This is a genomic window from Nonomuraea sp. LP-02 (assembly GCF_036289125.1).
In the GTDB taxonomy this organism is placed as follows: Bacteria; Actinomycetota; Actinomycetes; order Streptosporangiales; family Streptosporangiaceae; genus Nonomuraea; species Nonomuraea bangladeshensis.
Genome location: NZ_JAXCLK010000001.1, coordinates 409,963 through 431,097 on the forward strand (window position 1 = coordinate 409,963; position 21,135 = coordinate 431,097).

Sequence of the window (21,135 nt, forward strand, 5' to 3'; positions counted from 1 at the left end):
CGGGGGCGCCCGTGGGGTCGGCGGTCATGTGTCAGCCCTCTCGCTGTGCCGTACGCAAACCTGTGTACCACCGCGGCAGCCGGGCCTCCACCGCCCGGAACACCATCGACAGGGCGATGCCGACGAGCCCGAGCAGGATGATCCCGATGCACAGCGCCTGCCGCGCTCCGGCGGCGATCTGCGGGCCGGCGCCGGGCAGCACCAGGTGGATCAGCCGGGAGCGGCGGCGCGTCCGGTAGCTGCGGGCGGTGTCGCCCAGCACCACACGCAGCCGGAGACGACCACGAGGATCTTCATGCCAGGGGCGCTCAGAGAGCGCCGCCGCAGCCCTCCGTCAGGCCCTTGACCGGGTCGTCGTCCGTCCCGGACTGCTGCTGCTTCTTCTTCGGGGCCTTCTTCTCCGGAGTCTTCGTCGGGGAGGGGTCGGCCGACGCGCCGCTGTCGGCGTTCGCCGGCGTGGCGGGCCCGGTGGCCGCGACGGCCGGGCTCGCGGCGGAGGAGTCGCGAACGGCCTTGGCCGTGATGCCGCGGATCTTGTCCCAGTCGGGGTAGCCCGTGTTGATCAGCGGCGGCACGAACTGCACGCTCGACACCTTCGCGTTCTTCACCTTGAGGGCCAGCGGCACCAGGTTCTTCAGCATCGAACGCGGGATGTCGGTCCTGATCAGCTCCTTGGTGGCCAGGGCGATGCGGTTGAAGCGGGTCAGCACGGTCGCCGGGTCGGCCTGGGTCAGCAGCGCGCCGAGCACGCACCGCTGACGGCGCATCCGGGTGAAGTCATCGCTGTTGGTGCGCGAGCGGGCGTACCACATCGCGTCGGCGCCCTTGAGCCGGCGTGTGCCGGCCTTGACCAGGCCCTCGTTGTAGCGGCCGAACACGACGTCCGTCTCGACGGTGAGCGTGATGCCGCCGATGGCGTCGATGAGCCGGGCGAAGCCCCACATGTTGACCAGGGCGTACCAGTCGACCCTGAGGCCGAGGGTGTAGCCGATCGTGTCCATCAGGACCTCGGGGCCCTGGTGCTGCTTGCCGCCGAAGATCTCCGGGTGGGCGTCGGCGTACTCCCAGACGCTGTTGAGCAGGTCGCTGCGGCCGCCGCCGGGGTCGGCCGGCAGTCGGAAGCCGCCGGGGAAGCGTTCGGCCATCGGCGTGCCGGGGCGGAAGCGCACGTCCTCCAGGTTGCGCGGCAGGCTGAACAGCACCGTGTTGCCGGTCTCCACGTCCACGCTGGCCAGGTTCATGCTGTCGGTGCGGACCCCCACCCGGTGGTCGTCGGCGTCGCCGCCCAGCAGCAGGATGTTGACCCGCTTGCGTCCCGCCCACGGGTCCTCGGGCGAGGGCTGGGCCGTGGCCGGGGTGCCGGCGTCGGCGCGGAGCCCGGTGCCCGGGTCGGCGGCTGCGTCGGCGGGCCCCTGGAAGATGTCGTTGATCGTCGCCTGGGCGGTCCACGCCAGGTTGCCGAGCGCGCCGAACGGCACCACGACGAGCACCGCCATCAGCCCCGCCATCGTGCCGGTGAGGATCTGGCCGCCCTGCGACAGCCCGCTGGGCCGCAGCACCACGAACGAGTGCACGATCAGGGCGAACCAGGCCACCCCGAGCGCGATCGTCCCGGCGATGACCGCCGTCATGGCGGTGTTGTCGATCAGGGCGCCGACCAGATCGCCGGTGTCGACCGCGAGCCACACCCCGAGCGCGGCCAGCAGCAGGACCGCGTAGCAGGACAGCAGGACCAGGCCCGTCCTGCGCCGGCCCGCGCGCAGGTGCGCCGCGCCCGGCGCCAGCGCCGACAGCGCCAGCCAGCCGAGAACCGCGCCGGTGCTCACCGGTTCCTTTGCCTGCACGACATCCCCGTTTCCCCGTAAAGGTCTCCATAGGCCACCGGACCGAGGCGGCAGCATACGCACCGAAAACGAATGATGTCGTTATCGGCAGGTGAACACCAACGACCGAATAAGATTCGGTTCATGGCCTTCACCGAGATCGCGTACGACGTGGCCGACCGCGTGGCCACCCTCACATTGTGTCGCCCTGAGCGGCTGAATGCGTTCACGCTCACCATGCGCGCCGAGCTCATCGAGGCGTTCGACCGGGCCGACGCCGACGACGAGGTCCGCGCGGTGGTGGTGACAGGCGCGGGCCGGGCCTTCTGCGCGGGGGCGGATCTCGGCGGGGGCGGCGGCACGTTCGGCCACCGGGAGCGGGGTGAGACCGTCGAGGGCGCGCCGCGCGACGGCGGCGGCACCGTGGCCCTGCGCATCGCCCGCTCGCTCAAGCCGGTGATCGGCGCGATCAACGGCCCGGCCGTGGGCGTCGGCGTGACGATGACGCTGCCGATGGACGTGCGGCTGGCGGCCGAGTCGGCGCGCTTCGGGTTCGTCTTCGCCCGCCGCGGCATCGTCACCGAGGCCGCGTCGAGCTGGTTCCTGCCGCGGATCGTCGGCATCGCGCAGGCCATGGAGTGGGCGGCGACCGGCCGCGTCTTCCCGGCCGCCGAGGCGCTGGCGGGGCGGCTGGTGTCGCGGGTGCTGCCGGACGCGGAGCTGCTGCCGGCGGCGTACGCGCTGGCCCGGGAGATCGCCGACAACACCTCGGCCGTCTCCGTCGCCGCGATCCGCCGCCTGATGTGGTCGGGGCTGTCGGCGAGCTCGCCGTGGGAGGCGCACGCCGCCGACTCGCGGCTCATGGCCGAGCTGGGCGGCGGGGCCGACTCGGTCGAGGGGGTGACCGCGTTCCTGGAGAAGCGGCAGGCCGACTTCCCGATGAAGGTCAGTGAGGACCTGCCGCCGGGTGTACCGTCCTGGCCCGACAATCCCTATGGTGGCTGACATGTACGAAATCACCACTCTGCGGCTGCCCGACGACTTCGAGGGCGAGGTCGTCGCGACCCTGGTGGCGAGGAGCGCGGGCGCCGCGTCCCGCAGGGCGGTGCTCTACCTGCACGGCTTCACCGACTACTTCTTCCAGGACCACCTGGCCGAGCACTACGTCCAGCGCGGCATCGACTTCTACGCCCTCGACCTGCGCAAGTACGGCCGCTCCCTGCTCCCGCACCAGACCAGGGGCCTGATCAGGAGCGTCACCGACTACTTCCCCGAGATCGACGAGGCCGTCCGCCTCATCCGGCGCGACCACGACGAGCTGACCGTGAACGCCCACTCCACCGGCGGCCTGGTCGCCGCCCTGTGGGCCGACCGGGTCCGCGGCCGGGGGCTGGTGCAGGGGCTCGCGCTCAACAGCCCGTTCTTCGACCTCAACGTGCCCGCGCCGCTGCGGATGGCCGCCGACCTGCTGGGGACGCCGCTGTCGTACACGCGCCGGCCGCTCCCGCTGGGCGTCAGCACCGTCTACGGGCAGACGCTGCACCGCGACCACGGCGGCGAATGGGACTACGACCTGGAGCTCAAGCCGCTCGGCGGGTTCTCCGTGCACGCCATGTGGCTGGCCGCCATCCGGCGGGCCCAGCGCCGCCTGCACAAGGGGCTCGCGGTGGACGTGCCCGTGCTGGTGCTGGCCTCCTCGAACGGCCTGCGGGTACGCGACTTCGTCCCCGAGGCGCGTTCGGCCGACATCGTGCTCGACCCCGCCCACATCGCCCGCTGGTCCACCTCGGTCGGTCCGCACGTCACCTGCGTACGGATCCAGGACGGCGTGCACGACCTCGTGCTGTCGGCCGAGCCGGCGCGCAAGCAGGTCTTCGCCGAGCTGGACCGCTGGATGAGCACCTACATCCACCAGGGAGACGCTCACCAGGGGAACGCTCACCAGGGGAACGCGAAGAGGCCGTAGTAGGCCGCCGCCACCATCAGCAGGCCGGTGCCGCCCAGCACGCCCGCCACCGCGACGTGCTGCCAGCGGCCCGGCCGCATGCCCTCGCGCAGCGCCGACAGCACCGCCGCCACCGCCGTGACCTCCTGCACCAGCATGAGCACGGCGAGGATGCGCACCACGAGCCAGCCGGCCAGCACCGCCGGCCAGGCGCCCGCCTGGTTGATGGAGAACAGCACCAGCAGCGTGATGAACGCGACCACCGACGCCAGCAGCCCCAGACTGGTCCACGCGATCCTGACCAGGCGGCGCCGGATCGGTGGCCACAGCCGGGCGTTGGCCTCGGCGACGACGAGCGGATGGCCGCGGCCCCGCAGCCGGACGACCACCGCGGCGACCGGCCCCGCCACGTAGCCGACGGCCGCCAAGCAGATCGTCAGGCCGAGCATGGTGCCGCCCGCGTACCAGGGTGCCGCAGGGACGTCGCTCGCCTCGAACCGCTGCACCGGCGTCGCGCCCGCCAGGTGCGCCGCGGGCTTGGCCGTGGCCGGCAGGCCGCTGATCCAGTTGCCGAGGGTCTCCAGGTAGCCCTTGGCGAACGGCCCGCCGCCGACCCGCATGGCGTGGTCGCCCTGGCCGATGAAGCGGATCGTGTAGTCGTCGTTGCCGGCCCTGCCCATGGCGGTGACGAGCGCCTTGGTGGACTCCACGAAGGGGATCGACGGGTCGGTCGTGCCGTAGAACGCGAGGACCGGCACCTTGATCCCGCTCAGTGCGGGCATCGCGTCGTAGCGCAGGAACGTGAAGCCGACCCCGCCCATCGCCCTGGTCAGCAGGTCGCGCGCGCCGATGGGGGCGCGCAGCCGCAGCAACTGCTCGTTCAGCGCCCAGGCGACCTGGCGCAGCGGGGAGACGTTCGGGGACGACACCAGCACCACGAACCCGACCGCCGCGCTCTTGGCCGCCGCGATCGGCACCACCCAGCCGCCCTCGCTGACGCCCCAGACACCGACCCGCGCCGGGTCCACCTCGGGCAGCGCGCGCAGGTACTCCACCATGCGCAGCGCGTCGTCGGCGAGCAGGCCGAAGTCGCGCTCGCGGAAGTCGTAGCCGACCGTGCGCTTGTCGAAGGCGATCGTCACCACGCCCGCCTTGGCCAGGAACTCCGCCTGCGGCGTGAACTCGGTGCGCGAGCCGTTGCCCGACCCCGACACGAACACCATCGCCGGATGCCGCCCGGGCGTCAGCGGCGTGCGCAGCGTCCCGTAGAGGCGCTGGCCCTCCGCCGCGACCGAGATCTCCTGCCGGCGGATCGCGGCCGTCGCCGCCGGCGGCTCTAACTCGTGCCGCGGCTGCGGCGGGATCGCCTGGAAGGCGGGGTCCGCCTTCAGCGGCGGAGGGTCGAAGGCGGGCGGCAGGACGTAGCCGACCGTCGCGAGCGCCACCAGCACCAGACCGGCGGCGATGCTCAAGGTGCCCCGGCCCGTGCGCATCGGCCTCCCCATGTGCGTTGGTTTGCCCGCCGATCTTCTAGCGTACTCCCGGCTCGTGGGACCAGTGGGGCCACATTTGTCAGTGAGAGCTGTTAGCTTCCTGCGACATGCGGATCCTGCACACCTCCGACTGGCACCTCGGGCGCGCCTTCCACCGGGAGAGCCTGCTCGCGGCGCAGGCCGCGTTCGTCGACCACCTGGTCGAGACGGTGCGGGAGGAGCGAGTCGACGTCGTGGCGGTCGCCGGCGACGTCTACGACCGGGCGCTGCCGCCGGTCGACGCGGTCGCCCTGCTCGACGAGGCGCTCGCCCGGCTGACCGGTGCCGGCGCGCGGGTGGTGCTCATCAGCGGCAACCACGACTCGGCGCTGCGGCTGCGGTTCGGGTCGGCGCTGTTCGAGTCCGCCGGGGTGCACGTGCGCTGCGCGCCCGAGCGCGCCTGGGAGCCGGTGCTCGTCGACGGTGTCGCCTTCTACGGCATCCCCTACCTGGAGCCGGAGCTGGTGCGGGCGCCGTGGGAGCTGCCCGACCGCAGCCACACGGCGGCGATCACGTACGCGATGGACCGCGTCCGGGCCGACGCGGCCCGCCACCGCGCCGCCGTCGTGCTGTCCCACTGCTTCGTCACCGGCGGGCAGGCCAGCGACAGCGAGCGCGACATCAGCGTGGGCGGGGTGGCGCACGTGCCGCTCGCCGCGTTCGACGGCGTCGACTACGTCGCGCTCGGTCACCTGCACGGCCGCCAGCGCATGTCCGAGACCGTGCGCTACTCGGGCTCGCCGCTCGCCTACTCCTTCTCCGAGACGGGCCAGGTGAAGGGCTCGTGGCTGGTCACGCTCGGGCAGGGGAGCGGCGCCGAGTTCGTCCCCGCGCCGGTGCCCCGTCCCGTCGGACGGCTGCGCGGCGAGCTGGAGTGGCTGCTGGCCGATCCCCGGCACGCCGCCGTCGAGGACCACTGGCTCCAGGTCACCCTCACCGACTCCGTACGCCCCAAGGCGGCCATGGACCGGCTGCGCGCCCGCTTCCCGCACACCCTCGCGCTCTCCTTCGACCCGGCCGACGCCGCCCCGGCCGCGCAGCCGGCCCGCCTGAGCGGGCGGCCCGAGGCCGAGGTCGCCCTCGACTTCGTCCGCGAGGTGCGCGGCGAGCCTGCCGCGCCCGAGGAGGAAGACCTGCTAAGACGGGCCATCGAGGCGTCGAGGACAAAGGAGACGATGGCGTAGATGCGTCCTCACCGGCTGACGCTGACGGCGTTCGGCTCCTTCCCCGGCACCGAGACGGTCGACTTCGACGCCCTGGCCGAGGCGGGCCTGTTCCTCATCCACGGGCCGATGGGCGCGGGCAAGACCACCATCCTCGACGCCCTGTGCTTCGCCCTCTACGGGCAGGTTCCCGGGCAGCGCAACAGCGCCCGCAGCCTGCGCTGCGACCACGCCCCGGCCGGCACCGGGCCGTCGGTCACCCTGGAGGCCACCATCCGGGGTCGCTTACTCCGCGTCCAGCGCTCGCCGGCGTGGCTGCGTCCCAAACTGCGGGGCAGCGGCGTCACCGAGGAGAAGTCCAAGGTCATCGTCTCCGAACGGCGCGACGGCGCCTGGCACGGGCTCACCACCCGGCTGGACGAGGCCGGCGACCTGGTGGGCGGGCTGCTCGGCATGAACGCCGAGCAGTTCTGGCAGGTGGCGATGCTGCCGCAGGGCGACTTCGCCAAGTTCCTGCGCGCCGACGGCGAGGAGCGCGGCAAGCTGCTGGAGCGGCTGTTCACCGTCAAGGTGTTCACGGCTGCGGAGGGATGGCTGGCCGAGCAGCGCAAACTGGCCTGGCGGGAGGCGCAGGAGCTGCGGCGGCAGGTGGACTTCGCCGTCCAGCGCGTCGAGGAGGCCACCCTCGACCCCCTGATCCCGCTGCCCGCCGCTCCTGCGGCCCCCGGTCAGGGTGAGGAGGCGCCGTCGCGGGACGACGATCCGTTGCGCTGGGCGGGGGCGCTGCTCGCCGCCGCCCAGGCGGTGGCCGTACGCGCCGAGGAGGAGCACGAGGCCGCCGCGCGGGCGCTGCGGGAGGCCCGACTGCGCTTCGACCAGGCCGCCGCCCTGGCGGACCGGCAGCGTCGGCACGCCGACGCGCTGACCGCCCGGCGCGCGCTGGACGAGCGTGCCGACGAGCGCGCCGACCTCCAGGCCGTCCTCGACGACGCCGCCCGCGCCGACCGGGTCATCCCGCTCGTCACCGCCGTACGGCAACGCGAGGAGACCGCCGCCAAGGCCCGCGCCCTGGCCACCGACGCCCTCGCCCGCGCCCACCCCCTCCTGCCTTCGGCATCCCTGTCTTCGGTGTCCCTGTCTTCGGTGTCTCTGCCTTCGGCGGATGAGCTGGCCGCGCTGGAGCGGGACCGGCGGGCCGAGATCGCGCGCCTGTCGGAGCTGCTGACCGAGGAGGCCAGGCTCTCCGGCGTACGGCGCGACCTGCTCCGCGTCGAGGAGGAGCTGACCCGGCTGGTGGCCGAGGACGAGCGGGTGGCCGCCCGGCTGGCCGCTCTCCCCGCCCTGATCGAGCAGGCCGAGGCCGAGCTGGCCCGGTGCCGCGCCGACGCCACCAGGATCCCGGCCGCCGAGGCCGTACGCGACGCCGCCACCGACCTCATCGGCATCGACAGGGAGCTGGCCGGGCTCGCGGCGGAGCTGGAGACGCTGGAGCGGCGCGAGGCGGAGGCGTCGGCCGCCGAGGCCGAGCTGCCCGCCCGCCTGGCCGAAGCGAGCGCCGCCCTGGAGGAGGTGCGTGCCCAGGCCGCGGCCGTCCCCGCCGCGTCCGCCGGGCTCGACGCCGCGCGGGCGGCGCTGGAGGCCGTACGCCGCCGCGACGCCCTGGCCGCCGAACTGGAGACCGTCACCGCCGCCCACCAGGTGCTGGTCGACCGCGCCCAGGCGCTCCGCGAACGCTGGCTCGACCTGCGCCAGGCCCGTATGGACGGCATGGCGGCCGAGCTGGCCCGCGACCTCGCCGACGGGCGCCCGTGCGCGGTCTGCGGCTCCGAGCACCATCCCCATCCGGCGTCCCCGGCCCCGAGCGCGCCGTCCGCCGATGACGAACGGGCTGCCGAGGACGCCCACGAGAACGCCCTGGCCGAGCGGGAGGCGTCCGAACGCCACCTCGCCTCCCTGGGGTCCCGGCACGCCGACGCCGTCGAGGCCACCGGCGACCTCGACCCGGAGACCGCCGCCGCTGTCGTACGCCAGGCGGAGGAGGAGCTGTCCCGCCTGCGGGCGGTCGCCGGGCGTGAAGCCGCCCTGGCGGCGGCGCTGGAGCGGGTCGAGGCCGAGCGCGAGCGCGTACGCGACCAGGCGGCGCGGGTCGCCGAGGAACTCGCCGCCCACCACGCCCACCGCACCCGCCTGGAGGCCGACCGCACCCGCCTCCGAACCCGCCTGGAGGCCGACTACATCCGCCTCCGCACCCGCTTGGAAACCGACCACACCCGCCTCCGCACCCACCTCGCGGCGCCAACCACGCGCACGCCCGAAGTCGCCGCATGCACCTCCGAGGCCGCTGCGGGCACGCCCGAGATCGCCGCGGGCACGCCCCTCACGCCCGATGCCACCTCGCCCGATGCAGCTGTGTCCGGTCCCGCTGCGCCCGATCACGGCGCGCTCCATACCGTCGTCGCGGTGCTGGCGGAGGTCGAGAGGGAGCTCGGGCGGTTGCGGCGGGCGGCGGAGTTGGAGGGTGGGGCGGCGCGGGAGGTGGCGCGGCGGCGGGAGGAGTCGCGGGAGCAGGAGGAGCGGGCTCGCGCGCTCGCCGCGCGGCTGGCGGCGGGCCGCGCCCGGCACGAGGAGCTGAGCGCCGACGCCGCCCGGCTGGCCGCGCGGCTCGACGCGGCGCGCGGCGGCGACGCGACCCTGACCGACCGCCTCTCCCGGCTCACCGACGAGGCCGAGCTGCTGCGCGAGGCGGTCGAGGCCACCAGCGCCGCGCTGGCGGCGGACGACGAGCTCGCCCGCGCGAGAAACCAGGCGCGGGAAGCGGCGGCCGAGGCCGGGTTCGCGGACGTCCCGGAGGCCGAGGCCGCCTACCGCGGCCCCACCGAGCGGGAGCGCAAGGCGGAGGCCCTGCGGCGGCTCGACGACGAGCACGCCGCCGTCACCGCCGCCCTCGCCGATCCCGAGCTGGCCGCCGCCGCGGCCGAGCCGGCTCCCGACCTGGCCGGGGCCGCCGCCGCCCGCGAGGCGGCCGAGCAGGCGCACACGAGCCTGGCGAGCGTACGCGACCGGGCCGCCTCCCGCGCCCGGCGGCTGGCGGAGCTGGAGGCCGAGCTGTCGGCGTGCGTCGAGCGCTGGCGCCCGGCGGAGGAGCGGCACCGCCTGGCCGAGCGTATGGCGGCCCTGACCGGCGGCACCTCCGGCGACAACCGGTGGAGCATGAGCCTGTCGTCGTACGTGCTCGGCGAGCGGCTGCGCGCGGTCGTCGAGGCCGCCAACGAGCGGCTCGACCACATGTCGGCCGGCCGCTACCTGCTCCAGCACGACCTGCGCAAGACGGCCGGCTCGCGCGGCCGTTCGGGCGGCGGGCTGGGGCTGCGCGTGTCCGACGGCTGGACCGGCGTCGACCGCGACCCGGCGACCCTGTCGGGCGGCGAGAGCTTCATCACCTCCCTGGCCCTCGCGCTCGGCCTGGCCGACGTGGTCACCGCGGAGGCGGGCGGCGCGGAGATCGGCGCGCTCTTCGTGGACGAGGGCTTCGGCACCCTGGACGAGGACACCCTCGACGGCGTTCTCGACATCCTCGACGGGCTCAGGGACGGCGGCCGGGCGGTGGGCATCGTCAGCCACGTCGCCGAGCTGCGGTCCCGGATCACCGCCCAGCTCAAGGTCACCAAGACCCGCAGAGGTTCGGCGCTCGCCACCTCCGGGGTGGGATGATCTGCCCCGATCCACCACTATGCGGCGAAGGAGACAAACCCATGCGTGTCGTCGTCACGGGGGCCCACGGCAAGGTGGGGCGGGCGGCCGTCCAGGCGTTGCTGGCGGCCGGTCACGAGGTGACCGCCTCCGATGTCACCCGTCCGGTCTGGGAACGGGAGGAGCCGGGCGCCCCCCGCTACCTGCAGGCCGACCTGACGGACGCCGGTCAGGCGTTCGCCGTGGCGCGCGGGGCGGAGGCGGTGGTGCACGCGGCGGCCATTCCCGACCCCACGCACAATCCGCCGCACGTGGTGTTCCAGAACAACGTCATGGCGACGTTCAACCTGGTCGAGGCGGCCGTGCGGTTCGGCGTGACCAGGTTCGTCAACATCTCCAGCGAGACGGTGCCCGGGTTCTTCTTCCCCGAGCGGCCGTTCCTGCCGGACTACGTGCCGGTGGACGAGGAGCACCCGATCCGGCCGCAGGACCCGTACGCGCTGTCGAAGCACGTCGGCGAGCAGCTCATGGACGCGGCCGTGCGCCGCTCCGACCTGAGGTGCATCTCCCTGCGGCCGAGCTGGGTGCAGCACGAGGGCAACTACGAGCGCAACCTCGGCCCGCAGGTGCGCGACGTCAGCCAGGCCGGGGCGGGGCTGTGGAGCTACACCGACGCCTACGACCTGGCGGACGCGATCGTCCTGGCCGTGGAGTCCGATCTGCCGGGTCATGAGGTGTTCTACATCGCCGCCCCCGACAACGCGGGCGGGCACGACTTCGCGGCGGCGCTGCGCGAGCACGTGAGCGAGACGATCGAGCTGCGGCCGCTCGCCCGTCCCGACGCCTCGGGCGTCTCCTGCGCCAAGGCGCACCGCCTGCTGGGCTGGACCCCGAAGCGGTCGTGGCGCGACTACCTGGACGAGAACGGCCGCGCCCGCGTCAAGGAGGGCTGACGGCTCAGGCGGGGGCGGCGACGACCAGGCGGCACAGGTCCACGCCGACCGGCGTGGCCGCCGTCCGCGCGGCCACCGCCGGGAGGTCGGGCTGGCGCACGTGCTCGACCACCCGCAGCCCATGATCGGCCAGCAGCGCGGTGACCGACTCGGGCGTGTGGAACGTCAGCCAGGGCTCGCCGCGCTCGGCGGCGGCCGGCAGGGCGTAGCCGGCCATCTCCGCGCTCAGCGCGTCCCGGGCCTCGGGCGGCAGGGCGTACTCCATGACGAGCTCCGAGCCCGGCGCGAAGGCGGCGAACGCGGCCAGCGTGGCCGACACCGCCTCCGCCGTGAGATACATGCTCACCCCGAGCCAGCTCACGAAGGCGGGGCGGCCGAACGTGAATCCCTCCGCCCCCAGCCGGGAATTCAGGTCCTCCTTCTCGAAATCCACGCCGACGAACGTGAGAAATTCCGGCACGGAAATGCCGGCGTCGGCGAGGAGTCTTTTCTTCCATTCCTGGGTGGCCGGATGGTCCACCTCGAAGACCCGGATCCCGCCGCCGGACTGCCGGTAGGCGAAGGTGTCGAGGCCCGCGCCGAGGCTGACGTACTGGGTGAGGCCGGAGCCGAGCAGGCGGTCCTCGGCGTGCCGGCTGCGGGCGGTGACCTGCGCGCGAGTGCCGGACAGGATGAGATGGCCGCCGTGCAGGCGGTGGTAGCCGAGCAGTTCGCCGGCCCGCTCGCCGAGCAGCGGGGCGGCCAGATGGTCGGCGAAGATGTGCGGGGGCTCGTCGACCACGAGGTGGGCGGCGCGCGCGGCGGCGGCCATCATCGCGGTTTGGCTGGGTTTCTCGCTGAACACGCGGCGATATTAGCCACGGCATTTATGGGAATGCAAACAGCATAACACATCAAAGTCAATTCACGATAACAAGAGAAAACCCGAATGGGAGCGTTCAGTCCAGGCCGGTGAGCAGTTCGGGGAGGCCGGCCGGGTCGTGGAACAGGTGGGTGGCGCCCGCGCCGGTCAGGCGGGTGGCCGGGTGGAAGCCGCCCGTGTACGCCAGGCACCGCATGCCCGCGCTCACCGCCGCCATCACCCCGAACGGGCTGTCCTCCACCACGACGCACCGCTCGGGATCGGCCCCCATCGTGGCGGCGGCGTGCAGGAACAGGTCGGGCGCCGGCTTGCCCCGCGTGACGTCCTCGGCGCTGAACACCCGGCCCGCGAACCGCTCGGCCAGCCCGGTGATCTCCAGACTGCGGCGGATGGTCCGGTGACGGCCGTTGGAGGCCACGCAGCTCGGCACGTCGAGCTGGTCGAGCGCCGTCTCGATGCCCGCGATCACGCGCAGCTCGGCCGTGATGGCGGCCTCGTACTCGGCGTCGAGCCGTTCCCGCCAGCCGGGCGGGGTCTCGCCGACCTGCTCGGCCCAGAACTCGTTGGTGCAGCCCACGAAGCGCTCGACGTACTCCGCCTCGTCGATCGACCAGCCCAGGCGTCGCAGCGCGGCGGTCCCCACGCGGACAGAGATGGCCTCGCTGTCCACCAATGTCCCGTCGCAGTCGAATATGACTAGTTCGACACCCAACGCGCCTTGCCTCCCCTTGGTTTTCCGTCCCGACCCTATCGGCAGGTAGCGTTGACGGGTCGAGTGACCGCACGTCAGCCCCAGAGTGAGCCCCCATGAAGACAACCCCCCGGCCGGACACGGCCGCCCCGAGCCGGTCCAGGATCGCGGTCGCCAGCCTCGCCGGCACCGCGATCGAGTTCTACGACTTCTACATCTACGGCACCGCCGCCGCCCTGGTGCTCAACACGGCGTTCTTCCCCGAGATGGACCGGGTGGCGGGCACCCTGGCCTCCTTCTCGACGTTCGCGGTGGCATTCGTGTCGCGGCCGCTCGGCTCGGCCGTGTTCGGTCACTGGGGCGACCGCATCGGCCGCAAGTCCATGCTCGTGGTGTCGCTGCTGGTGATGGGCCTGTCGACGGTGCTGATCGGGCTGCTGCCCGGCTACGCCGCCATCGGCGTCGCCGCGCCCGTGCTGCTGGTGCTGCTGCGCTTCACCCAGGGCATCGGCCTCGGCGGCGAATGGGGCGGCGCCGCGCTGCTCGCCACCGAGCACGCGCCGCCCGGCAAGCGCGGCCTGTACGCGATGTTCCCGCAGCTCGGGCCGTCGGTGGGGTTCCTGGCCGCCAACGGGCTCTTCCTCGTGCTCGGCGAGGCGCTGAGCGAGGAGCAGTTCGACGGGTGGGGGTGGCGGCTGCCGTTCGTGGCCAGCCTGCTGCTGGTGATCGTCGGACTGTACGTCCGGCTCAAGATCTCCGAGACGCCGGTCTTCCAGGCCGCGATGGACGAGCGGCGCATCGCCAAGGTGCCGTTCGTCGGCCTCATGCGGCACCAGTGGCGGCGGGTGCTGCTCGGCGCGGGCGCCATGACGGTCGCGTACACGCTGTTCTACACCGCCACCACCTACTGCCTGTCGTACGGCACCGGCACGCTGGAGATCCCGCGCACCACCATGCTCGGCCTCACCATGATCGGCGTCCTCTTCATGGCGGCGGGGACGGTCGCCTCCTCCATGGTGTCCGACCGCCTGGGCCGCCGGCGCACGCTGATCGCCGGGTGCGGGCTGGCGATCGCGTGGGGGCTGGTGATGTTCCCGCTCATGGAGACCCGGTCGGTGGTCCTCGTCGGCGTGGCGCTGGCGGGCGCGCTCGGCCTCATGGGGCTGGTCTTCGGCCCGATGGGCGCCTATCTGCCGGAGTTGTTCCGCACCGAATACCGCTACAGCGGCGCCTCCGTCGCCTACAGCCTCGGCGGCGTGCTGGGCGGCGCCGTGCCGCCGCTGGTCGCGACCGGCATGCAGGCCGGTGGGCTCGGGGCGGCGTCGGTCGGGGTGTACGTCTCCGCGATGGCCCTGCTGAGCCTGCTCTGCCTGCGCGCCCTGCCGGAGACCGGCGACCGGACCCTGTGAGCCGGACATCGTGAGTTCTCCGCGCCGGGTTGTCACATCCGGCGGCGCTGTCCCGTCCTCATGGTGAGACCCGAGAGGAGCTGGGGACAGTGAGCAAGCACATTCTGATCGTCGGCGGCGGATATGTCGGCTTTTACACCGCTCTGGGGCTGCGCAAGCTGATCCGTTCGGGAGAGGCGAGCGTCACCGTCGTGGACCCGCGCGGTTACATGACCTACCAGCCGTTCCTCGCCGAGGCGGCCGGCGGCGCGGTCGAGCCGCGCCACGTCGTCGCGCCGCTCGCCCCGGCGCTGCCCGGCGCGCGGGTGCTGACCGGCCGCGTCACCGGCGTCGACCACGCGGCCCGCACCGCCGAGTTCCAGCCGGTCCAGGGGCCGGCCAGGACCCTCACGTACGACATCCTCGTGATGGCGGCCGGCTCGGTCACCCGCCTGCTGCCCATCCCCGGGCTGGCCGAGCACGCCGTCGGCTTCAAGACCGTCGGCGAGGCCGTGCACCTGCGCAACCGCGTCCTCGCCCAGCTCGCCGCCGCCGTCTCGACCGACGACGAGCAGGTACGCCGCCGCGCGCTGACGTTCGTCGTGGTCGGCGGCGGGTTCTCGGGCGTGGAGGCGCTCGCCGAGATGCAGGGCCTGGCCGACGAGGCCGTCCGGCACCACGCCGGCGTCGAGCCCGCCGACCTGAGCTGGACCCTGGTCGAGGCCGGCGAGCGCATCCTGCCCGAGCTGGACGCCGCACTCGGCCGGTGGACCGCCGGCGCGCTGCGCGCCCGCGGCGTGGACGTCCGCGTCGGCGTCCGGCTGGTCTCGGCCGCGGACGGCGTCGCCGAGCTGAGCGACGGCACCCGCCTGGACGCCGGCACACTGGTCTGGGCCGCCGGTGGCCGGCCGAACCCCCTCGCCGCGGCCGCCGGCCTGCCCGTGGACCGGCTCGGGCGGATCGTCGCCACCGAATACCTGACGGTGGCCGGGGTGCCGGACGCGTTCACGGCCGGCGACGGGGCCGCCGTGCCCGACCTGACCCGGCCGGGCGAGTTCACCGCCCCCAACGCCCAGCACGCGGTCCGCCAGGCCAAGCTGCTCGCCCGCAACGTGGTGGCCCACGTTCGGGGGCGGCGGCTGCGGCCGTACCGGCACGCCTATCTCGGCTCGGTCGCCGGGCTCGGGCACCACCAGGGGGTCGCCCAGGTGTACCGGCTGCGGCTGACCGGGTTCCTCGGGTGGCTGGCGCACCGGGCGTACCATCTGGCGTGGGTGCCGACGTTCGGCAACAAGGCCCGGGTGCTGACGGACTGGACGCTGTCGGCGATCTTCCGCAGGGAGACCGTGCCGCTCCAGGCGATCGAGCACGCCGACGCCGACTTCCGCGCCGCCGCCGACCTGCCCCGGGCGGCCTGAGCGCCGCCCTACTCCGCGAGGCCGGGGAAGAGCAGGGACAGCTCGCGCGGGTGGGCGGCGATCAGGCGCAGCTCGTCGTCCGTGAGCGGCTTGCCGGTCATCGCGTTGCAGAGCTGGACCAGGCGGAACGCCAGCTCCTCGTCCCCGGCGGCCAGCTCGGCGCCGAGACCGTCCATGACGTGCCGGAAGCCGGCCTTGCCGCCGTACTCGCCGGTCAGGACCACCCGCCCGGAGCGGGCGTGCCAGTCCTGCGGGAACGGGCCGAGCGTCGCCTCGTCGTACAGCTCGTAGTTGCCGTGGTCCTTCAGCGCGCCGTCGGCGTGGATGCCCGACTCGTGCGCGAAGGCGTTCCGCCCCGCCCCGACCTGGTTGTACGGCAGCGGCTGCCCGAACGCGTACGCCGCCCACAACGCGAAGCGCCGCGCCCACGACAGGTCCAGTGCGTCGCCGATCTCGGCGTCCAGGCCGAAGCCGTGCCGGAAGGCCAGGATGGTGGAGAGCAGGTCGGCGTTGCCGGAACGCTCGCCGATGCCGTTCACGCAGGTGTTGATCCAGGCGTCCTGGCCGGCGTCGAGGTCGCCGAGCGCGCCGGAGACCGAGTTGGCCACGGCCATGCCGAGGTCGTTGTGGCAGTGCGTCTCGACGGGCATCGCGGCGGCCGAGGCGAGCTTGGCGAAGCGCTCGCGGATCCGGCCGGGCGTGTCGCCGCCGATCGTGTCGCAGTACCGCACCCGGTCGGCCCCCGCCTCCTTCGCCGCCAGCGCGAACTCCAGCAGGAAGGCGTCGTCCGTACGCGAGCCGTCCTCGGCGTTCACCCCCACGGTCAGCGCGCCCGCGGCCTTGGCCGCCCGCACCGCGGCGGTCATCTCCCTGATGATCGCCTCCCGGTCCAGCCGGCCGCGGAACTTGTTCTGGATCATGTAGTCGGACGTCGAGATGGACAGGTTGTAGTGCTTCAGCCCGAGCGGGGCGGCCCGCTCCACGTCCTGCGGCACGCCCCGGCACCAGCCGGACAGCCGCAGCTCCCCGAACGCGCCGGCCTCGGCGAGCGCGAGCTGCGCCCGTACGTACGGGACCTCGTGGAACAGGAACGGGAAACCGATCTCGGACTGCGCCACCCCGAGCTTGGCCAGATAGAAGTTGACCATGGTCTTGCCGAACTTCGACAGGCCGGTACGCGCGGTCTGCACGCCGTCCCGGTTGGTCACGTCGAGGAAGTGAACTTTGGGCATGCGTCCACGTTGACACTCCTGCTCAACATGGATCAATATTGATTTTCATCAATGTGGAGGGTGGAAGAGCCCTATGGAGTGGATCGACGCGGCCACGGCCGCCGAGCGGCTCGGCGTGAAACCAGCCACTCTGTACGCGTACGTGAGCAGAGGAGTGCTGCGGCGGCGGCACGCCGACGACGGGCGGCGCAGCCTCTTCTCCGCCGAGGAGGTCGAACGCCTCGCCCGCCGCGGCCGGCCGCGCAGCCAGCCGCCGGAGCTGGTCATCGAGTCGGCGGTGACGGCGCTCGGCGTGGACCGGCCGTACTATCGCGGGGCCGACGCCCTGGAGCTGGCCGGCAGGCACCCCTTCGAAACCGTCGCCACCTGGCTCTGGACCGCCACCCCCGCCCCCGCGCCCCTCTCCGACCCTCCTGCGTCCGATGCTCGGACAGGTGGCGGCGACGGATGGCCGTGGCGGTGCGAGGAAGGGGCGTTGCGGGCGGCGGTGGCGGCGCAGCAGGGCCTGCCCGCCGACCTCCTGCCGCTCGACCGCCTCCAGGTGATCACCACGGTCCTCGGCGCGTCCGACTCGCTGCGTTTCCAGCTCGACCGCGCCTCGGTCGCCGCCACCGGCCGCCGCCTCATCGCCGGCCTGGTGGACGCCCTCCCCGAGCTGAGCGAGCCCGCCGGCGAGTCGATCCCCGCCCGGCTCTGGTCCCGCCTGTGCCCGCACCCCGCCACGCCCGCCCCGCTCGACGCGCTGCGGGCCGCGCTGGTCCTGCTCGCCGACCACGAACTGGCCGCCTCCACCCTGGCCGCCAGGGTCGCCGCCTCGGCCAAGGCCGACCCGTACGCGGTGGTGCTGACCGGCCTCGGCGTGCTGGGCGGACCCCTGCACGGCGGCGCGTCGTACGGCGCCGAACGGCTGCTCCGCGAGGTCGCCGAGCCGAGTCAGGCCGCCCGCGCCGTCGCCGAGCGGGTCCGGCGCGGCGAGCGCGTCCCCGGCTTCGGCCACAGCGTCTACAAGAACGGCGACGGCCGCGGCACCGTCCTGCTCGACCTGGTCGAACGGGCCGCCCCCGGCCACGACAGGATCGCCGCGGCCACGGCCCTGGCCGCCGAGATGCGCCGGCGCCGGCTCCCCGAGCGCAACGTCGACTTCGCCCTCGCCGTCCTCACCGCCGTCGCCGGCATGACCCCCGGAGCCGGCGAGGCGATCTTCGCGGTCGCCCGGGTGACCGGCTGGCTGGCGCACGCCATGGAGGAGTACGAGCGCGGCGCCCTCCTCCGCCTGCGCGCCTCCTACACCGGCCCGCCGATCAGATAGCGGTCCGCTCGACGTACGCGGCCAGCGCCCGGACCCGCTCCGCGTGCTGGTCGTGGCCCACGATCACCGGCGGCTCGTTGTACGGCATCGCGTCCGACGACCGGCGCAGCTTGACGTACTGGCCGCAGGCGTCGATCGCGTACGGCTCCATGTCGTCCTGCAACGCCCCGATCACCGTGATGCCATAGGTCTCGCCGATCCGCCGGAACAGCGCCACCGCCTCCCGCCGGTGCTCCTTGCCCAGGTTGCGGCCCAGCTCGTCGAGGACCAGGCACAGGTGCCCGCCCCCGGACGAGGCGATGGCGGCGGCGCACACCAGCTTGACCGCCTTCTCGTCCATGAGCGCGGTGTTGGCCCGCCGGTTGTACGGCACGAACCCCTGGCCCTCGCCGCGCCGCCACTTCGGCGTCACCCGCCACTGCCAGCGCTGCTCCGGATCGGCGGGCGCGGGCGGCACCGGGAACTCCAGGGTCGCGCCGTAGCCGCCGTAGGAGGTGTCGAGCTTGTCGAACTCCTCCGCCACCCGCGTCAGCCGCGCCCTGATCGCCGCGGTCAGCGCCGCCCGGTGCACCGCCGTGGACTGCGCCGCCTCCTCGGCGCCCCGGGCCGCCGCCGAGAGGTCGCGCTGCCGGGAGCCGAGCTGCGCCTCGATCTGCCGCCGCTGGTGCCGCTCGTACTCCTCCTGGCCACGCAGATAGGACGCGAGCGCCCCGCACACCGCCGCGAACGTCGCCTGCTCGCGCGCCGTGCTCCCGCCCCGCTCGTTGAGCAGGAAGGCCAGCTCCTCGGGGATCTCGGCGTCCTCCTCGGGGAACGTGTCGCGCAGCGCCTGGTCGAAGTGGCGCTCGGCGACCCGCCACCACTCGTCCGCGGTGCGCGGCCGCTCCTCCTCCGGCAGCGCCTCCAGCCACTGCCGGGCGGTCTCCACCGTGCCGCCCCAGTCGGCGGCGAGCGCGTCCAGGCGCAGCGCCTCCCGCTCGGCGGCGACCTTCGCCTCCTGGTCGCGGGCCTGCGCCCGCTCGCTCTCGTGCCGCTGCCTGCGGCCCTCCAGGCGTTCGATCTCCATGTCCCGGGTGCGGGCCCGGAAGTCGAGCGCGCCGGCCAGCCGCTCGGCCTCGGCGACCTTGGGGGCCAGCTCCTCGACGGCCGCGTTGAGCTCGGTCAGACGGGCGCGCCGCTCGGCCAGCTTCGCCTCCACCTCGGCCAGCCGCACCCCGGCCTGGGCGCCGTCCAGCCGCCGCTGCGCCTCGGCGACGGCCTCCTCGGCGTCGTGTACGGCCTGGGCCGCCGTCTCCTGCGCGTCCTTGGCCCGGTGCAGGCGCTGCTCGGCGGCCTTGATCCGGGCCTCCCGCCCGGTCGCCACCCCCTCGAACGCCCCCACCACGCTCACCCCGGCCGCGCTGACCAGCACCGACCCCGGCAGCCCCGCCAACGCCTCGGCCGCCTCGCCGAGCCGGGCGGCATCGACGATGACCGCATGCTCATGCGGCCACCCCCGCAACCCGACCACCTGCCCGACCGCCTGCCCGCCACCCGGCAGCCCCGCCTGCGCGGGCATGTGGGTGGCGTTGTCGCGGGCCTGCTCGGCCACGTCGAGCGCGTCGAGGAGGCCGGTCGCGCCGACGCCCGCGGCGGCGAGCGCGTTGAGCTGGGCCGCCGCCGGCCCGCCCTCGGCGTCGTCCAGCGCCGCCTGCGCCGACGCCACCTCCTGGTCGGCCACGCCGAGCGCCTTCAGCGCCTCGTTGAGCCGGAGCCGCGCCTCGCGCAGCTCCAGCTCGGCGGCGGGCACGTCCCGCCCGTCGGCGAACCTGCGGCTCTGCTCCAGCGCCGGGATCCGGCCGCGCAGCTCGTCGGCGGAGTTGTCGGCCACGGCCCGGTCGGCGTCCAGCTTGGCGGCCCTGGCCTGCAGCGCCGCCAGCTCCTTGCGGGCCTCCGACACCTGCCGGTCGAGCGTGTCCTCGCGCAGCGTGCCGATCTCGGCCCTGACCAGGGCGATCGCCTCGCCCGCCGCCTCCCCGGCCGCGCGGTGCCGGTCGAGCTCGGCGGCCAGCGCGTCGTCCTTGGCGGCGGCGTCGGCCAGCTTGCGCGCCTGCCGCCCCCGCCAGCACCGCAGCGCTTCCGCCAGCCGGACACGCGCCTCGTCCCGCCGGTCGAACGTCCCCAGCAGCGCCTTCGACTCTGCCTCGAACTCCGCCAGCCGCTCGCCCGCCTGCGCCGCGCGCACCCGCTTGGCGTGCTCGTCCCTGCGGGCCTCCCGCTCCTGTTCCAGCTCGGCGTCCAGGCCGGTCAGGGCGGCGATGGCCTCGAAGACGCGCTCGGGCGAGATCTCGTTGAGCGGCTGGGAGAGCAGGTTCGTCGCGACCTTGCTGCGTACGGACGTGGACAGGAACGACACGCACCGGATCCGGTCGCCGTAGAGCGCCTTGGTCAGGTCGCGCGCCACGACGTCGCGCTTGCCCGCCGACTTCGGCAGCGACGCCCAGATCTCGTCGGCCCGCGCCACCCGCTCGGCCTCCGACGGCGACGCCGCCAGATGGACGCCCTCGCGCCAGCGGATCTCCAGGTGGGGCGCCTCCTGGTTGACGCGCAGCCACACCGTGAGGGCGCCGCCGGAGGTGTCGGGCACCTCGAACAGCTCACCGCCCGCCTCGTCCGAGTCCACCAGCAGCAGCTCGTCCGCGGGCACGGCGTCCGGCTCGTCCACTGGGGCCGGCTGGGCGTCGTCGGCGGGGAAGCCGTTCATGCCGGGCGGCGCGAAGACGCCCACGATGTAGCCGTGGTCGGCGCTCGCCCACTGCCGGCCGCCCGCTCCGCTCGCCAGCTCGGCGTTGAACAGCAGCTCGGAGACCGCCTTCGCGCCCGAGGCGAACCGCCACTGCTCGTCACCCAGCAGCGCCGTGATCGAGGCGATGAACGACGACTTGCCCGCCCCGTTGGAGTCCTTCGGCCCGGCCCCCGCCACCACGATGAGCGTGCCGGGGACCGTGGGCACCGGATGGGTCGACAGCCGCGAGATGTTGACCGCCTGCACGGCGATCAGCACCCGGTCTCCGACGACGTTCTCCACCTGCGACACCTGTGACCCCCGTAACCCTTCCGCCCGTTGTGGCTGCTCTGGCTCTGCCTGTG

Annotated in this window: 15 protein-coding genes; 8 read left to right on the plus strand and 7 right to left on the minus strand. The window is 74.0% G+C overall.

Translation table 11 applies throughout. The features are described 5' to 3' along the window. Window positions 1–31 precede the first annotated feature (31 nt). Window positions 32–262 (minus strand): hypothetical protein, encoded by a 231-nt coding sequence (locus SMD20_RS01950; RefSeq protein ID WP_329574204.1) that lies wholly within the window; start codon window positions 260–262, stop codon window positions 32–34. A gap of 46 nt (window positions 263–308) precedes the next feature. After that, entirely contained in the window at window positions 309–1,826 is a 1,518-nt protein-coding gene (locus SMD20_RS01955; protein WP_329574206.1) for an LCP family protein, read from the minus strand. A gap of 141 nt (window positions 1,827–1,967) precedes the next feature. On the opposite strand from SMD20_RS01955, the gene SMD20_RS01960 reads away from it, so the two are divergent. Together SMD20_RS01960 and SMD20_RS01965 are read left to right on the plus strand one after the other, a co-directional pair. After that, window positions 1,968–2,828, plus strand: a complete 861-nt coding sequence (locus tag SMD20_RS01960; RefSeq protein ID WP_329574208.1) for a crotonase/enoyl-CoA hydratase family protein — start codon at window positions 1,968–1,970, stop codon at window positions 2,826–2,828. A gap of 1 nt (window position 2,829) precedes the next feature. After that, window positions 2,830–3,789, plus strand: coding sequence for an alpha/beta hydrolase (locus tag SMD20_RS01965; RefSeq protein ID WP_329574210.1), 960 nt, complete (start codon window positions 2,830–2,832; stop codon window positions 3,787–3,789). On the opposite strand, the gene SMD20_RS01970 is transcribed toward SMD20_RS01965, so the two are convergent. Beyond that, window positions 3,762–5,261 (minus strand): alpha/beta hydrolase family protein, encoded by a 1,500-nt coding sequence (locus SMD20_RS01970; RefSeq protein ID WP_329574212.1) that lies wholly within the window; start codon window positions 5,259–5,261, stop codon window positions 3,762–3,764. The two genes, SMD20_RS01965 and SMD20_RS01970, sit on opposite strands and share 28 nt — an antisense overlap. Window positions 5,262–5,368: 107 nt before the next feature. Here SMD20_RS01970 and SMD20_RS01975 point away from each other — a divergent pair, with 107 nt between their 5' ends. The 3 genes from SMD20_RS01975 to SMD20_RS01985 are packed head-to-tail and all read left to right on the plus strand — an operon-like array spanning window position 5,369 to window position 11,106. After that, window positions 5,369–6,484: an exonuclease SbcCD subunit D gene (locus SMD20_RS01975; RefSeq protein ID WP_329574214.1), complete on the plus strand. Its 1,116-nt coding sequence runs from the start codon at window positions 5,369–5,371 to the stop codon at window positions 6,482–6,484. Then, entirely contained in the window at window positions 6,485–10,174 is a 3,690-nt protein-coding gene (locus tag SMD20_RS01980; RefSeq protein WP_329574216.1) for an AAA family ATPase, read from the plus strand. It begins immediately after the preceding gene. A 41-nt stretch (window positions 10,175–10,215) separates the two neighbouring features. After that, the gene (locus SMD20_RS01985; protein WP_329574217.1) at window positions 10,216–11,106 is read left to right on the plus strand and encodes an NAD-dependent epimerase/dehydratase family protein; all 891 of its coding nucleotides are present in this window, start codon (window positions 10,216–10,218) and stop codon (window positions 11,104–11,106) included. A gap of 4 nt (window positions 11,107–11,110) precedes the next feature. On the opposite strand, the gene SMD20_RS01990 is transcribed toward SMD20_RS01985, so the two are convergent. Together SMD20_RS01990 and SMD20_RS01995 are read right to left on the minus strand one after the other, a co-directional pair. Next, window positions 11,111–11,950 (minus strand): class I SAM-dependent methyltransferase, encoded by an 840-nt coding sequence (locus SMD20_RS01990; RefSeq protein WP_329574219.1) that lies wholly within the window; start codon window positions 11,948–11,950, stop codon window positions 11,111–11,113. 94 nt (window positions 11,951–12,044) lie between these two features. Beyond that, window positions 12,045–12,680, minus strand: a complete 636-nt coding sequence (locus SMD20_RS01995; RefSeq protein WP_329574221.1) for an HAD family hydrolase — start codon at window positions 12,678–12,680, stop codon at window positions 12,045–12,047. A 95-nt stretch (window positions 12,681–12,775) separates the two neighbouring features. Between SMD20_RS01995 and SMD20_RS02000 the strand changes: the two genes are divergently transcribed. Both SMD20_RS02000 and SMD20_RS02005 read left to right on the plus strand, forming a co-directional pair. Next, window positions 12,776–14,068, plus strand: a complete 1,293-nt coding sequence (locus tag SMD20_RS02000) for an MFS transporter (protein ID WP_329574223.1) — start codon at window positions 12,776–12,778, stop codon at window positions 14,066–14,068. 89 nt (window positions 14,069–14,157) lie between these two features. Beyond that, a complete protein-coding gene (locus SMD20_RS02005; RefSeq protein WP_329574225.1) occupies window positions 14,158–15,465 on the plus strand; it encodes an NAD(P)/FAD-dependent oxidoreductase in 1,308 nt (435 codons plus the stop codon). 8 nt (window positions 15,466–15,473) lie between these two features. Here the strand turns inward: SMD20_RS02005 and SMD20_RS02010 are convergent, their stop codons facing one another. Then, entirely contained in the window at window positions 15,474–16,697 is a 1,224-nt protein-coding gene (locus SMD20_RS02010) for a LeuA family protein (RefSeq protein WP_329574227.1), read from the minus strand. A 73-nt stretch (window positions 16,698–16,770) separates the two neighbouring features. Between SMD20_RS02010 and SMD20_RS02015 the strand changes: the two genes are divergently transcribed. Continuing rightward, complete coding sequence (locus SMD20_RS02015) at window positions 16,771–18,006, plus strand: citrate synthase (RefSeq protein WP_329574229.1); 1,236 nt, start codon at window positions 16,771–16,773, stop codon at window positions 18,004–18,006. Here SMD20_RS02015 and SMD20_RS02020 read toward each other — a convergent pair. Beyond that, window positions 17,999–21,073: a chromosome partitioning protein ParA gene (locus tag SMD20_RS02020; protein ID WP_329574231.1), complete on the minus strand. Its 3,075-nt coding sequence runs from the start codon at window positions 21,071–21,073 to the stop codon at window positions 17,999–18,001. The genes SMD20_RS02015 and SMD20_RS02020 overlap by 8 nt on opposite strands. Window positions 21,074–21,135 lie beyond the last annotated feature (62 nt).